Below are 13,857 nucleotides of genomic sequence, written 5' to 3' on the forward strand. Positions count from 1 at the left end.
GAACACCGCCATGCCGTGGATGGGCATCCAGGACCTGTGGACGTTTCTGGTCGCCGTGCTGGTGTTCCTCGCCCTGCCCGGGCCTGGCACGTTCACCCTGTTGACCGCCACCGGCCGGGGCGGGGTGCGCGGTGGTTACACCGCACTGGCAGGCCTGCTGGTCGGCGACCAGATCCTGATGTGGCTGGCCCTGGCCGGCGTGGCGGCCCTGCTGAAGGCCAACCCGCTGGTCTTTCACGCCGTGCAGTACCTGGGCGCGGCCTATCTGGTGTGGGTGGGCATCAGCCTGCTGCGCACGCCCAGGCAGGAGGGCGGCGATGCCGGCCCGATCCGCATGCAGCCGGGCCGCTACTTCCAGCAGGCGATCCTGGTCAGCCTGCTCAATCCGAAGGCGATCCTGTTCTACATGGCCTTCCTGCCGCTGTTCATCGACCCCAGGGCGCACCAGGGCATCGCCACCTTCGTCGCGCTGGCGGGGATCATCTTCGTGGTCAGCATCGCCTACTGCTCGCTGTTGATCTGGGTCGGCAACCTGGCGCGGCGCCGGTTGATCCAGCATCCGCGCGTCAGCGACGCGCTGCGACGCGTGGCCGGGGTGTTCCTGGTCGGCTTCGGCATCCGCCTGGGACTGAACGGCTGACCGGCACGGCGACGGCTGTCGGGCCCGTTCCGCAACCTTTGTGCTGATTCCGGCAGTGTCGTCGCGGTCATGCGCGCGCTGCGCCAGGCATGACCCCCGTCAGTGGTAATGCTGCGCTGCATTCGGTCACACTCGGAGACTTGTCGTTATCAGTCACCCCTTCCGAGGCCTGCATGTCCCTGCTCCGGCGCAAGTCCCTAGATTCCGTCACCGTCCATGAAGCCGGCAGGCGACTGGTCCCGACACTCAGCTGGCCGCACCTGATCGCGCTGGGCATCGGCGCCATCGTCGGTACCGGCATCTACACGCTGATCGGCGTCGGTGCCAATCTCGCCGGCCCGGCTGTCCTGATCTCCTTCGCCATCGCCGGTGCGGTCTGCGCCTGCGCGGCCCTGTCCTACGCCGAGCTGTCGACGATGATGCCGGCCGCCGGCAGTGCCTACACCTACAGCTACAGCGCGTTGGGCGAGGTGTTCGCCTGGGTGGTGGGCTGGAGCCTGATCCTGGAGTACTCGCTGGTGGTCAGCACGGTGGCCGTGGGCTGGTCGGGGTACTTCGTCGGCTTCCTGGAGTGGGTCCACACCCAGTTCGGCTGGGACGTGACCCTGCCGGCCGCGCTGGCCGCGGGTCCGCACGTGGAAGGCGGCATGATCAATCTGCCGGCGATCGTCATCACCTGGCTGGTGGCCCTGATGCTGATGGCCGGCACCAAGGAGAGCGCGACCCTCAACGCGATCCTGGTGGTGTTCAAGCTGATCGCGCTGGCCATCTTCGTGGCAGTGGCACTGCCGGCCTTCGACAGCAGCAACCTGCAGCCGTTCATGCCGTATGGCTTCGCCAAATCACTGGGTCCGGATGGTGTCGAGCGAGGCGTGATGGCGGCCGCCGCGATCATCTTCTTCGCCTTCTACGGTTTCGACGCGATCTCCACCGCTGCCGAGGAGACCAAGAACCCGGGCCGCGACCTGTCGATCGGCATCATCGGTTCGATGATCGGCTGCACCATCGTCTACGTGCTGGTGGCGCTGGCCGCCGTGGGTGCGATGAGCTACGCGGTGTTCGGCCACAGTGCTGAGCCGCTGGCGCTGATCATGCGCCAGCTCGGCCACCCGACCGCGGCGATGGTGATCGGTGTCATCGCGATCATCGCCCTGCCGACCGTGCTGCTGGCCTTCCTGTACGGGCAGAGCCGCATCTTCTTCGTCATGAGCCGCGATGGCCTGCTGCCGCGTGGCCTGTCCAAGGTCAGCGCGCGCACCGGTACGCCGGTGGCCACCACGCTGTTCACCGCGCTGGTGGTGTCGGCCCTGGCCGGCGTGGCACGCCTGGACGAGATCGCGGCATTGGCCAATGCCGGCACCCTGGCGGCGTTCACCGCGGTGGGCATCTGCCTGGTCGTGCTGCGCGTGCGTGAACCGAACCGCGAGCGAACCTTCCGCACGCCGCTGGCCTTCATCGTCGGGCCACTGGCCGCGCTGGGCTGCATCTACCTGTTCATCAGCCTGCCGCACACCACGCAGCTGTACTTCCTGCTGTGGAATGTCGCGGGCCTGGTGCTGTACTTCCTGTACAGCCGCCGCCATGCGCTGATCGCGCGCTGATCCAGACCGCGCCGGGCACGGCCCGGCGCAGATCCGGCCCGGGCGGGGCGGTTACCCGCCCTGCCTGGCGGCGTAGTCCTGCGCCTGCCGCATCACCCGCAGCAGATTGCCGCCCCAGATGCCGGCGATCTGCTGTTCCGTGTATCCCTTGCGCAGCAGCCAGGCGGTGATCTTCGGCAGCTGGCTGACATCGGGCAGGTCACTCAGGCCGCCGCCGCCGTCCCAGTCCAGGCCGATGCCCACGTGTTCGGGCCCGACCACCTGGAGGATGTGCTCGAAGTGGGCGAAGAAGTCCTCCAGGCTGGCGTGCCGGACGGGGTGTTCGTGGTCCAGTGCCTGTTCGGCCTTCAACAAGGCCACGCCCTGCTCGATGCCCATGCCTTCCCAGCCTCCCAGCTGCCGGCTGAGTGCTTCTTCGGCCTGTTTGCGCTCGGCCGTCTTGCCGGTGTCGATCAGATAGCCGCCATAGGCGTTGACCTGGATCACACCACCAGCCTTGGCCAGCTTCTTCAGCCGCGCGTCGTCGAGGTTGCGTGGATGGTCGTAGACCGCCTTGGCTGAACTGTGCGAGAGCACGAACGGCACCGGCATCATCGCCAGCAGATCGTCGAACACGGCATCGGAGGCATGCGACTGGTCGATGACGATGCCGAGCTTCACCGCCTCGCGCACCAGCGCCTTGCCGGCCGGGCTCAGGCCTTTCCACTCCGGTCCCTTCGGATCGGTCGCAGAATCAGCGAACTCGTTGTTGGCGAAATGCACCGTGCTCAGCAGGCGCAGGCCGGCACGGTGATAGAACGAAAGCAGGCTGGGGTCGGCCACCAGCGGGCTGGCGTTCTCCATGCTGATGTAGACCACGCGTTTGCCGGCGGCCTTGATCCGCGCCGCATCGTCAGCGGTCAGGGCCAGGGCGAACCGATCGCCGTTGGCCGCCACCATTTCGCGGATTTCCAGCAGGCGCTGCAGGCCGTGATCGCGCTCGGCCAGGTGGGCGGCGGCGCTGCGGTCGCCCTGGTCGGTGTAGATCGCCCAGAACCCGCCGTCCAGTGCTCCCTCGACCATGCGCGGGTAGTCCACCTGTGACAGCGCATTGCGATCATGGCGCTGTTCGATATCGAAGCCGGTGCGGCCAAAGTTGGCCGGCGTATCCAGGTGGCTGTCGAGCGTCAGCAGGCGCTGCTGCAATGTCTTGGCACGCGCAAGCTCCTGCGCGCTGAACTCGATGGCATGGGCGGTCAGCGGCGCGCTCAGCGCCAGGGCAAGCAGCACGGACAGACGGCGCAACGACGGCATGGGGTTCCTACCGGCAATGGGAAGAACCCGACCATAGCGCTGCGGCCGGCCAATTTGTAGAGCCGAGCGCATGCTCGGCTGCCAGACAGATCAGCCGAGCGTGGGCTCGGCTCTACAGCGCCACGCGGTCAATCCACCACGCGGCAGAACACGGCCTTCAGGTAACGCGATTCCTGCACGTGGGCCATGAACGGATGGTCCGGACCAGCGCCGGCCACCTTCAGGATCTGGATCGTGCGGCCGGAGAAATAGGCCGCACGACGCAGCATGTCGAGGAACTGGTCCTCGGCCACCAGGCCGGTGCAGGAGAAGGTGGCGAACAGGCCGCCCGGCTTGACCACGCCCAGCGCCAGCTTGTTCATGTCCAGGTACTTCTTCAGCGCGGTGATGACCTGGTCGCGGTCGCGGGTCATCTTCGCCGGGTCCAGGATCACCACGTCGTACTGCTCACCGCGGTTGGCGGCGTCGCGCAGCCACGGGAAGATATCGGACTGGATGAACTTCGGGCGCACGTTGTTCAGGCGCGAATTGCCCTTGGCGATCTGGATCACGTCCTCGTCGATGTCGATGCCGATCACTTCCGAAGCACCACGCGCCGCCGCGTACACGGCAAAACCGCCGGTGTTGCAGCACAGGTCGAGCACACTCTTGCCTTCCACCTGCTGGCTCAGCCACTCACGGTTCTCGCGCTGGTCGGCGAAGAAACCAGTCTTGTGCGCACCGGCCGGGTCGGCGCGGAACTTGATGCCGTACTCGGTGATCACCGACGCTTCGGTGGTGGTGTTGCCGTGGAAATCGAAGCTTTCCTGCTTCTGCACGTGTTCGTCGGCGAAGCTGTGGAAGCGGCAGCCGGGGAACTGCTCACGCAGCGCATCGTAGATCCACTCGCGGTGGCGGAACATGCCGGCGGCAAAGAACTCGACCACCACCAGGTCGCCGTAGCGATCGACCACCAGGCCGGACAGGCCATCGCCCTCGCTGTGCACCACGCGCCAGGCGTCGGACACGGCGTCCAGCTTCAGCACGTCACGGCGCAGCGACACCGCCTGGGCGATCTTGCGCGAGAACCAGCCGGCATCAACCGCAACGGCCTGATGGGTTTCAAGAATGCGCACGGCGATGCGCGAGTGCCCGTTGTAGAACCCGCGCCCGATGAATTCCCCGTCCACCCCGACCACGTCGACGAGGGAGCCGGGCTTGGGCCGGACGGTCGGCTTCTCGACCAGTTTCTGGAAGATCCACGGGTGGCTGGAGCGCCACGCGTTCTTGAGGCGGACAACGGGAAGGGGGGTATTCATCCACCTATTGTAAACCGGCCGCCGGGAGTCAGATCCCCGCAGGGGCTCTGACCCCTCTCTGGCGGAACATGGGTCGGGCCCACTGCGGGGATCCGCCGCCGGTACCCGGGCATTTGACGGCGGACGCGGCAGGCCGCAGAATCGGCGCCAGAAGGGGAGTAGCTCCCAGACGTTGTCGCCGTCATTTCGAGCCCGCAGGCTCCGGTGCAACGGCAGTTCCAGCCGACTGGAACTGCGAGCGAGACCTTCGCCGTACTGGCGAAGCTCTGTCCCTGGATCCCCTCCCGATCCTCCGTTGCAGATCCTCGCCGTCCGGCCTGGCATTCATCTTTCCAACGGACATTCCCAATGCAGACGATCGGTAACATGTGGTTGTGGGGCGGCTTCGCAGCGGTGGTGGTCATCGCCCTGCTGGTCGACCTCGTGTTGATGCGCCATGGTGGCCCGCACAAGGTCACCTTCAAGGAGGCCCTGTGGTGGTCCATCGGCTGGGTCGCGCTGGCCCTGCTGTTCAACGCCGGCCTCTGGTACTACCTGAATGAGACGGCCGGCCAGGTCGTGGCCAACAAGGTCGGTCTCGAGTTCCTGACCGGCTACCTGGTCGAGAAGGCGCTGGCGGTGGACAACATCTTTGTCTTCCTGATGATCATGAGCTACTTCGCGGTGCCGGAGGAACAGCGCCAGAAGGTGCTGATCATCGGCATCCTGGGCGCGATCGTGCTGCGTACGATCATGATCTTCGCCGGCAGCGTGCTGATCAGCCAGTTCCATTGGCTGCTCTACGTGTTCGGCGCCTTCCTGCTGTTCACCGGCTGGAAGATGTGGTTTGCCGCCGGACAGGAGCCGGACCTGGAGAGCAACCCGGCCCTGCGCTGGATGCGCAAGCACCTTCGCCTGCTGCCGGAGTACGCCGGCAACGCCCTGAGCGTGAAGCGCGACGGCGTGCGCTGGTTCACCCCGTTGTTCGCGGTGCTGATCCTGATCGCCGTCACCGACGTGATCTTCGCGGTGGACAGCATCCCGGCGATCTTCGCGATCACCACCGATCCGTTCATCGTGCTGACCTCCAACGTGTTCGCGGTACTGGGCCTGCGTGCGATGTTCTTCCTGCTGGCCGGCATGGCCGACCGCTTCCACCTGCTGCCGTACGGCCTGGCACTGGTGCTGGGTTTCATCGGCATCAAGATGATGATCATCGACCTGTTCAAGATCCCGACCCCGGTCTCGCTGGGCGTGGTCGCGCTGATCATTGCCGCCACCGTCGTGCTGAGCCTGAAGTACCCGCCCAAGGAAGGCGAAGGCCAAGCCTGATCGCGGCTGGCAGACATGGCCAGCGGGATTGTCCCGCTGGCCGCTTCCACTCTCCCGCAGCGGTGGCCTTGGTTTCGCACCAGCCACCGCCATTGCTTGAGGTATGAACAGCAACGCGCCCCTGCCCGCCGGCGACGTGCCGGCCCCCCGCAACGACCGCCTCCGCATCCTGCGGGCGTTCAATGTCAGCCTGGCCGCCGTGCTGGTGCTGGTGGTCGTGTTCGCCCTGCAGGGCACGTTCGACTGGCGCCCCTGGGCGGTAGCGCCGCTGGAAGCCAAGGGCCTGCTCGGCCTGCTCGGCGGCCCGCTGCTGCATGCCTCGGTCGAGCACATCGCCGCCAACAGCATCGCGATCCTGATCCTCGGCACCCTGGCCGGAAGCGTCTATCCCAGGGCCACCGTCCGCGCCCTGCCCCTGCTATGGCTGGGATCGGGTGTGGGCGCATGGATGCTGGGCAATCCCGGCAGCGTCCATCTGGGTGCCAGTGGCGTGACCCACGGCCTGATGTTCCTGCTCGCCGGCCTCGGCCTGCTGCGCCGCGACCGCGCCGCCATCGCCACCGGCCTGATCGGCATGCTGTTCTACGGTGGCATGCTGATGACCATCCTGCCGCATGCCGACGGCGTGTCCTGGCAATCGCACATGGGCGGCGCCTTCGCCGGCATCATCGCAGCGCTGCTGTTCCGCACCGCCGACCCGCTGCCACCGCGTCCGCGCTACAGCTGGGAGGACGAGGAAGACAACGCAGAACCGCTGGCCGACGATGAACTGGAGCCGCCGTCGCCACACCGTGTGCCGGTCCTGTGGCAGCCGCGCGAAGGGCAGGATTACGTGGTCATCCCGTTCCGGCGGCCGGACGAACCGCGCGGCTGAGGTGGGATGGGTCCGCCGGGCATCGCCCGGCGCTACGGTTCACCGGCATCCCGGGTAGCGCCGGGCCATGCCCGGCGGCGTTGACGTGTCAGTTCGCCGCGTTGCCCGCCGCGCCAGTGCCATCCACCGCCTGCCGGCCCAGCGCCGGGTCATCGGTGAAGAACGCATCGATGCCGGTGGCCAGATAGGCGCGCATCTCGGCGATCGAGCCTTCGGCATTGCGCGCGTTGTCCGCCCCCCTGCGCAGGTTGCTGGGCTGGAACTGATTCTCCGGGCGGAAGGTATACGGGATCACCATCAGGCCGGCCGCGTGCGCATCGCGCACCAGCGCGGTCGGCGTTCCCAGTGCACCGTTGGCGTCCAGCGGAATGATCGAGCGCAGTTCAGGACCGATGCCATCGGCATAGGCCGCGATGTCCTTCAGGCCCGCAGGAGTCATCATCTGTGCGTAGGTCAGCGTGCCCCCGGCCTTGGCGACGTCGGCCGGCTGGGTATCGCCCTTCCACAACAGCTGCAGCAGGCGGATGTTGCTGTCCTGCGGGATCTTGCTGCGCAGGTAACGCAGGTTGGCGGTCTCGAAGGACTGGATGGTGACCGGGCCGACGTTGGTGTAGGCATTGCCACGCAGCGCGGCCAACAGTTTGTCTTCCATCGGCAGACCGATGGACTGGAAGTAGGTCGGATGCTTGATCTCCGGCACCAGACCGATGCCTCGATTGGCGCGGCCGGCCTGCTGGACCAGGAAGGCGAGGATTTCATCGAGACTGGCGATGCGGAACTGGCCGTCGTAGGCGGTGCTGCGCAGGTCGGGCAGGCGTTCGCGCGCGTACAGCGTCTTCAGCTCGGCCAGGGTGAAGTCTTCGGTGAACCATCCGTCCACCGTCTGCCCGTCGATGACCTTGCGGGTGCGGCGGCTGGCGAATTCGGGATGCGAGGCGACATCGGTGGTGCCCCCGATCTCGTTCTCATGGCGGGCCACCATCACCCCGTCCCTGGTCATCACCAGGTCCGGTTCGATGTAGTCGGCTCCGTCGGCGATGGCCTGTGCATACGCAGCCAGGGTGTGTTCCGGCAGCAGCGCGCTGGCGCCGCGATGACCATAGACCGACGCCCTGGCCGCAGCCGGGAGAGAGGATTCAGCACTCATGGCCACCGATGGTGCCACGGCCAGCGACAACAGCAACGCACAACCCCACGACTTCACTGCAACGTCCCCCAACGGTAGGTGATGGGCGGCAGTATGCGGCGGCAATGTGACAGGTGGGGGACCTGGGGTCGGATCCCCGCAGCGGCTGTCACCCCATGTGGCAAACGGGGTCAGAGCCCCTGCGGGAATCTGACCCCGGCTTACTTGCCGATGCAGAAGCTGGAGAAGATCCGTCCCAGCAGGTCATCGGCGCTCATCTGCCCGGTGATCTCGCCCAGCGCGTCATGTGCGAGCCGCAGCTCTTCGGCTGCCAGTTCCAGGTGTTCGTGGGCCAGCTCGCCATCAGCGCGACGGGCATGTTCCTGCGCACGCTCGATTGCATCCACGTGGCGGGTGCGCGCGGAGAACTCGCCGTCCACCTGTTCGCCCGCGCCTGCCGACGCGATCGCGCGCAGGCGCGCGTGGAGGTCGTCGAGTCCTGCACCGGTGGCGGCCGAAACGAACACACGGTCCGGATCGTCCACGGTTGGGCCGGCCTGCAGCAGATCTGACTTGTTGTGGATGTAGACCTTGTGCGGCACAGCCCGCACCGCTTCGCCGATGGCCGCCTCGCCCGCCGCCGGATCGCGCGCATCCAGCACGATCAGCGCCAGGTCGGTGCGTTCGATCTCCACGCGCGCGCGGCGCATGCCTTCGCGTTCAATGGCGTCGCCACCGTCGCGCAGGCCGGCGGTATCGACCAGGGTCAGCTCCAGTCCATCCAGGCGGATGGTCTCGCGCAGCGTGTCGCGCGTGGTGCCGGCGATGTCGGTGACGATGGCGCGTTCGCTGCCGGCAAGCGCATTGAGCAACGAACTCTTGCCGGCGTTGGGCGGGCCGATCAGCACCGCGTGCAGGCCATCGCGCAGGCGACGGCCACGCTCGGCATCGCGGCGCAGCAGGGCCAGTTCGCTGCGTGCCAGTTCCAGTCCGCGGCGCACCTGCGCGCCGCCCAGCGTATCCAGCGGCTCATCGGCAAAATCGATGGCCGCTTCCACATGCACGCGCAGCAGCACCAGCTGCTCGACCACGGTGTCGATGCGGCGCGAGAACACCCCGTCCAGCGAGCGACGGGCAGCACGCGCGGCGCGGTTGTCGCCCGCAGCGATCAGATCGGCGATGGCCTCGGCCTGAGCCAGATCGAGCTTGCCGTTGAGGAAGGCGCGCTCGCTGAACTCACCGGGCCGCGCCTGCCGCGCGCCGAGCGCGATGCAGCGTGCAACCAGTTGCTGCAGCAACACCGGGCTGCCATGGCCCTGCAGTTCCACCACTTCTTCGCCGGTGAAGCTGTTCGGTGCGGGGAACCACAGCACGATGCCATCGTCGATCACCTCGCCGTCGGCGTCGCGCAGACGCGCGTAATGCGCGTGACGTGGGCGCAGACCGATTGCACCCAGTGCGTTGGCGATGGCGGCAGCGCGCGGGCCGGACAGGCGCAGGATGCCGACGCCACCTGCACCTGGCGCGCTGGCGATGGCGACAATGGTGTCGGTGCGGGCTACCTCATTCATCGCTTGGAACGTCTCCGGTTGCGCACGCGCGGAATTCTACCGCCTCATGCGAAAAGCCCGCCTTGCGGCGGGCTTCTGCTGCGGTCAGCCGGCCAGCGGCCGACTCTACCGATTACTTCTTCTTGACCGGAGCCGACGCGGCGGTGGCCGGGACCGGGTCGCCGCCATGGCGCTTGGTCATCCACCACTGCTGCAGCAGGCCCAGGCCGCCGTTGACCACCCAGTACAGGACCAGGCCGGACGGCATGAAGGCCATCATGACGCCGAACACCAGCGGCATGAACTGCATCATCTTCTGCTGCATCGGGTCCATGCCCGGCGCAGGCGTGAGCTTCTGGGTGAACCACATCACCGCCACGTTGATCACCGGCAGGATGAAGTACGGGTCACGCGCGGTCAGGTCCTGGATCCAGCCCAGCCACGGCGCCTGGCGCAGTTCGACCGACTCCACCAGCACCCAGTACAGGGCGAAGAAGATCGGCATCTGGATGAGGATCGGCAGGCAGCCGCCCATCGGATTGATCTTCTCCTTCTTGTACAGCTCCATCATCGCGGTCTGGAACTTCTGGCGGTCATCGCCATAGCGTTCCTTCAGCTGCTGGATGCGCGGCTGGAAGCGGCGCATCTTGGCGCCACTCTTGTATTGCACGGCCGACAGCGGGTACAGCACCAGCTTCAGCAGCACCACCAGGCCGACGATCGCCCAGCCCCAGTTGCCGACCAGCTTGTGCACTTGGTTGAGCACCCAGAACAGGCCCTGGCCGATCACCGCCATCATCGAGAAACGGCTGTAGTCGACCACGCGGTCCAGGCCCGGCACGTCTTCCTTGGCGATCAGGTTGACCAGCTTGGGGCCGACCCACAGGCGCGCTTCGGTGCTGGTGGACTGGCCCGGGGCCAGGGTAAAGGCCGGTCCGCGCGCTTCGATCAGGTCACGACCGTCCACCTGCGACAGCACGTAGTGGGCGACCTGGTCCTTCTGCGGGATCCACGCGGTGAAGAAGTGGTGCTGCAGCATCGCCAGCCAGCCGCCGGTGATGTTCTGGTTCAGGGCACCGTCCTCCAGGTAATCCTTGAACGCACGACGCTGGTACTTTTTGTCGTTGTCGTACCAGGTGGCACCGTTGAAGCTGAAGGAATCCGGGTTGGTCATGCTCCGCGACAGGATGGTCGGGGTGCGATCCAGGGTGCGGTAGACGTAGCCGTTCCACGTGGTGGCGCCGGCATTGCTGACTTCATCCTTGAAGCGCACGGCGTACTCGTTGCGCGAGACGGTGAGGGTGCGCTTGATGGTCACGCCGTTGTCGGCGGTCCACACGAACGGGATCTGCAGTTCGTTCTGGCCCTTGGCCAGCACGAAGTCGCGGGTGTCACCGACCAGCTTGAAGCCGTCGGCGCCGGGCACCGGGGCGTTCTTGTCCTGGCTGGCCCAGCCGCTGATCGCGCTGTACGGATGCGCGGGATCTTCGGTCAGCAGGCGGACCGGCGGGCTGCCTTCATCCTTGGTCTGCGGGAACTGCAGCAGCTCGGCGTCGAGCACGCGGCCCCCGTCCAGTACCAGGCGCAGGACGTCGGTGGTGACGGTCACGCGCTGGGCGGCCGGGGTCGCGCTGGCCTGGGCCTGCGTGGGCGCCTGGCCCGGGGCCGCCGGCACCTGGGCGCTGGGAACGCTGCCTGCGGCGGCGCCCGGCACGGTCTGCGCCGCGGCCGGGGCAGAACGGGTCGTCGGAGCAGGGGTCGGAGCGGCCTGCTCGCGGCTCCACTCCATCCACAGCAGCACGGCCACCATCAGCCAGGCAAAAATGAGAAATACGCGGGTCTGGTTCATCAGCGGACAGGCTCGGCGGGGCCGGAACGCGGTGCCGGCTCGGTCAAAGAGGGAGTTGCGATGCCATCAGGCGGCGGCATTGTGCCGTCCACGCCCGGCGCGGGCAATGCACGCAGGCGGCGCAGCAGGCGCAGGAAGGCCTGGCGGATGTCGTCATTGCTGGCGTGACGCGCAGCACTACGGGCCACGACGACAAAGTCGCCTGGCTGGATATCGGTTCGTGTCTGACGCAGGATGTCGCGCAGGACGCGCTTGATCCGGTTGCGCCCGACGGCGTTCGGATCGACCTTGCGGGAAACCGCCAGACCCAGCCTGGCCGGCCGGTCAGCCGGCAGCCAGTGCAGGGTCATCAGCGGATCGGACACACGGCGGGCGCCGTTGAAGACCGTTGAGTATTCGGCACGCGTGCGAACCCGCGCAGAGCGAGGGAATCGCTTGCGCGGGTCTGCAGTATTCACTGTCGAAGGGATTGCGTCTGCCGCGATGTGCGGCATGGCAATCAGGCGCTCAGGACTTTGCGGCCCTTGGCGCGGCGACGCGACAGGATCTTGCGGCCGTCAGCGGTCTTCATACGGGCACGGAAGCCGTGGTCGCGCTTACGCTTGAGGTTGCTGGGCTGGTAGGTGCGCTTGGTGGCCATTGGGGCCTCTCGTATGAATGGGACGGAAAGAACCGGAAATTCTAGAGAGGTACCCCACCCCGCGTCAAGCCCTGGGGACTACGCGAATTCACCGGCCTGTGCAATAGCTGTGGATGTTTTTGTGAATAAGTAGGGGACAAGCATTCCGAAGGCGGGCGCTCGGTGGTAGTCTGAGCCATCCATTTCCCCCCTTTCCGGCCTGTGTTTGGGCGCCTTGTCGCGCCCCCACCCCGGCCATCGGACGATTATTGCTGATGGATGCCTGGTCCCGTAGTCTCGAACGCCTCGAAGCGGAGTTCCCGCCTGAAGACGTTCACACCTGGTTGAAGCCGCTGCAGGCCGATCTGCGCGTGGACAGCCTGGTGCTGTATGCACCGAATGCCTTCATCGTCGACCAGGTGCGCGAGCTGTACCTGCCGCGCATCCGCGAGCTGCTGGCGCATTTCGCTGGTTTCAGCGACGTTTTTCTTGAAATCGGCTCCCGTCCGCGCCCGGTAGAGGCGCAGACCGCGCCGGTTTCCACGCATTCGGCGCACGCAGCCAGCGAACCCCAGGTGCCGTTCGCCGGCAATCTGGACAGCCATTACACCTTCGCCAACTTCGTCGAAGGCCGCAGCAACCAGCTCGGCCTCGCCGCTGCGTTCCAGGCAGCGCAGAAACCGGGCGATCGCGCACACAATCCGCTGCTGCTGTACGGAGGCACCGGACTGGGCAAGACCCACCTGATGTTCGCCGCCGGCAACGCCATGCGCCAGGCCAATCCGGGTGCGAAGGTGCTGTACCTGCGCTCGGAACAGTTCTTCAGCGCGATGATCCGGGCCTTGCAGGAAAAGACCATGGATCAGTTCAAGCGCCAGTTCCAGCAGGTCGACGCGCTGCTGATCGACGACATCCAGTTCTTCGCCGGCAAGGATCGCACCCAGGAAGAGTTCTTCCACACCTTCAACGCCCTGTTCGACGGCAAGCAGCAGATCATCCTGACCTGTGACCGGTACCCGCGTGAGGTCGAAGGGCTGGAAGCGCGCCTCAAGTCGCGGCTTGCCTGGGGACTGTCGGTCGCAATCGAACCGCCTGACTTCGAGACCCGTGCGGCGATCGTGCTGGCCAAGGCGCGCGAACGCGGTGCGGAGATTCCCGATGATGTTGCGTTCCTGATCGCCAAGAAGATGCGCTCCAATGTGCGCGACCTCGAGGGCGCGCTGAATACCCTGACCGCCCGCGCCAACTTCACCGGCCGTGCGATCACCACCGAGTTCGCGCAGGAAACCCTGCGTGACCTGCTGCGCGCCCAGCAGCAGGCGATCAGCATTCCCAACATCCAGAAAACCGTTGCCGACTACTACGGGCTGCAGATCAAGGATCTGCTGTCCAAGCGCCGCACCCGCTCGCTGGCCCGTCCGCGCCAGGTCGCCATGGCCCTGACCAAGGAGTTGACCGAGCACAGCCTGCCCGAGATCGGCGACGCATTCGCCGGTCGCGATCACACCACGGTGCTGCATGCCTGCCGTCAGATCCGGACGTTGATGGAAACCGACGGCAAGCTCCGCGAAGACTGGGACAAGCTGATCCGGAAGCTGAGCGAATGATGCACGGACGCCGATGAGGCGTCATCGCACAAAACGGTGCAGAATCCGGTAGCAAGCGCGGGATGAGTTGTGGATAAAAAAGGCGCCTG

At 66.4% G+C, this 13,857-nt stretch carries 12 protein-coding genes; 5 read left to right on the forward strand and 7 right to left on the reverse strand.

The annotated features are described in order from the left end of the window. Positions 1–10 precede the first annotated feature (10 nt). Both leuE and N5J29_RS04435 read left to right on the forward strand, forming a co-directional pair. Positions 11–640, forward strand: a complete 630-nt coding sequence (gene leuE, locus N5J29_RS04430) for a leucine efflux protein LeuE (protein WP_053517234.1) — start codon at positions 11–13, stop codon at positions 638–640. A 173-nt stretch (positions 641–813) separates the two neighbouring features. Beyond that, the gene (locus tag N5J29_RS04435) at positions 814–2,241 is read left to right on the forward strand and encodes an amino acid permease (RefSeq protein ID WP_053517233.1); all 1,428 of its coding nucleotides are present in this window, start codon (positions 814–816) and stop codon (positions 2,239–2,241) included. 51 nt (positions 2,242–2,292) lie between these two features. On the opposite strand, the gene N5J29_RS04440 is transcribed toward N5J29_RS04435, so the two are convergent. Together N5J29_RS04440 and N5J29_RS04445 are read right to left on the reverse strand one after the other, a co-directional pair. Further along, a complete protein-coding gene (locus N5J29_RS04440; RefSeq protein ID WP_053517232.1) occupies positions 2,293–3,534 on the reverse strand; it encodes a dipeptidase in 1,242 nt (413 codons plus the stop codon). Between the two features lie 128 nt (positions 3,535–3,662). Next, complete coding sequence (locus tag N5J29_RS04445) at positions 3,663–4,832, reverse strand: class I SAM-dependent rRNA methyltransferase (protein ID WP_164151455.1); 1,170 nt, start codon at positions 4,830–4,832, stop codon at positions 3,663–3,665. A 348-nt stretch (positions 4,833–5,180) separates the two neighbouring features. On the opposite strand from N5J29_RS04445, the gene N5J29_RS04450 reads away from it, so the two are divergent. Together N5J29_RS04450 and N5J29_RS04455 are read left to right on the forward strand one after the other, a co-directional pair. Continuing rightward, complete coding sequence (locus N5J29_RS04450; protein WP_053517229.1) at positions 5,181–6,143, forward strand: TerC family protein; 963 nt, start codon at positions 5,181–5,183, stop codon at positions 6,141–6,143. 103 nt (positions 6,144–6,246) lie between these two features. Further along, positions 6,247–7,017: a rhomboid family intramembrane serine protease gene (locus tag N5J29_RS04455; RefSeq protein WP_053517228.1), complete on the forward strand. Its 771-nt coding sequence runs from the start codon at positions 6,247–6,249 to the stop codon at positions 7,015–7,017. 88 nt (positions 7,018–7,105) lie between these two features. Here the strand turns inward: N5J29_RS04455 and N5J29_RS04460 are convergent, their stop codons facing one another. From N5J29_RS04460 to rpmH, 5 genes are all read right to left on the reverse strand, one after another. Further along, a complete protein-coding gene (locus tag N5J29_RS04460) occupies positions 7,106–8,221 on the reverse strand; it encodes a glycerophosphodiester phosphodiesterase (protein WP_065182139.1) in 1,116 nt (371 codons plus the stop codon). Positions 8,222–8,364: 143 nt separating this feature from the next. After that, complete coding sequence (mnmE, locus tag N5J29_RS04465) at positions 8,365–9,714, reverse strand: tRNA uridine-5-carboxymethylaminomethyl(34) synthesis GTPase MnmE (protein ID WP_164151457.1); 1,350 nt, start codon at positions 9,712–9,714, stop codon at positions 8,365–8,367. A 112-nt stretch (positions 9,715–9,826) separates the two neighbouring features. After that, positions 9,827–11,542: a membrane protein insertase YidC gene (gene yidC / locus N5J29_RS04470; protein WP_065174067.1), complete on the reverse strand. Its 1,716-nt coding sequence runs from the start codon at positions 11,540–11,542 to the stop codon at positions 9,827–9,829. Beyond that, positions 11,542–12,036: a ribonuclease P protein component gene (gene rnpA, locus N5J29_RS04475; RefSeq protein WP_080375251.1), complete on the reverse strand. Its 495-nt coding sequence runs from the start codon at positions 12,034–12,036 to the stop codon at positions 11,542–11,544. The genes yidC and rnpA overlap by 1 nt, the downstream gene beginning before the upstream one ends. 5 nt (positions 12,037–12,041) lie before the next feature. Then, positions 12,042–12,182: a 50S ribosomal protein L34 gene (gene rpmH, locus N5J29_RS04480; protein WP_005411729.1), complete on the reverse strand. Its 141-nt coding sequence runs from the start codon at positions 12,180–12,182 to the stop codon at positions 12,042–12,044. 254 nt (positions 12,183–12,436) lie between these two features. Here rpmH and dnaA point away from each other — a divergent pair, with 254 nt between their 5' ends. After that, positions 12,437–13,768 (forward strand): chromosomal replication initiator protein DnaA, encoded by a 1,332-nt coding sequence (gene dnaA / locus N5J29_RS04485; protein WP_065174068.1) that lies wholly within the window; start codon positions 12,437–12,439, stop codon positions 13,766–13,768. The last annotated feature ends 89 nt before the right edge of the window (positions 13,769–13,857 follow it).

The sequence above is a fragment of the Stenotrophomonas sp. GD03680 genome, from assembly GCF_029844625.1.
Lineage (GTDB): Bacteria > Pseudomonadota > Gammaproteobacteria > Xanthomonadales > Xanthomonadaceae > Stenotrophomonas > Stenotrophomonas maltophilia_P.

Excerpts from the sequence above, each read along its gene's own strand:
- leuE (WP_053517234.1), top strand. The coding sequence starts at position 11 with ATGCCGTGGATGGGCATCCAGGACCTGTGGACGTTTCTGGTCGCCGTG.
- N5J29_RS04435 (WP_053517233.1), top strand. The coding sequence starts at position 814 with ATGTCCCTGCTCCGGCGCAAGTCCCTAGATTCCGTCACCGTCCATGAA.
- N5J29_RS04440 (WP_053517232.1), bottom strand. The coding sequence starts at position 3,534 with ATGCCGTCGTTGCGCCGTCTGTCCGTGCTGCTTGCCCTGGCGCTGAGC.
- N5J29_RS04445 (WP_164151455.1), bottom strand. The coding sequence starts at position 4,832 with ATGAATACCCCCCTTCCCGTTGTCCGCCTCAAGAACGCGTGGCGCTCC.
- N5J29_RS04450 (WP_053517229.1), top strand. The coding sequence starts at position 5,181 with ATGCAGACGATCGGTAACATGTGGTTGTGGGGCGGCTTCGCAGCGGTG.
- N5J29_RS04455 (WP_053517228.1), top strand. The coding sequence starts at position 6,247 with ATGAACAGCAACGCGCCCCTGCCCGCCGGCGACGTGCCGGCCCCCCGC.
- mnmE (WP_164151457.1), bottom strand. The coding sequence starts at position 9,714 with ATGAATGAGGTAGCCCGCACCGACACCATTGTCGCCATCGCCAGCGCG.
- yidC (WP_065174067.1), bottom strand. The coding sequence starts at position 11,542 with ATGAACCAGACCCGCGTATTTCTCATTTTTGCCTGGCTGATGGTGGCC.
- rnpA (WP_080375251.1), bottom strand. The coding sequence starts at position 12,036 with ATGCCGCACATCGCGGCAGACGCAATCCCTTCGACAGTGAATACTGCA.
- rpmH (WP_005411729.1), bottom strand. The coding sequence starts at position 12,182 with ATGGCCACCAAGCGCACCTACCAGCCCAGCAACCTCAAGCGTAAGCGC.
- dnaA (WP_065174068.1), top strand. The coding sequence starts at position 12,437 with ATGGATGCCTGGTCCCGTAGTCTCGAACGCCTCGAAGCGGAGTTCCCG.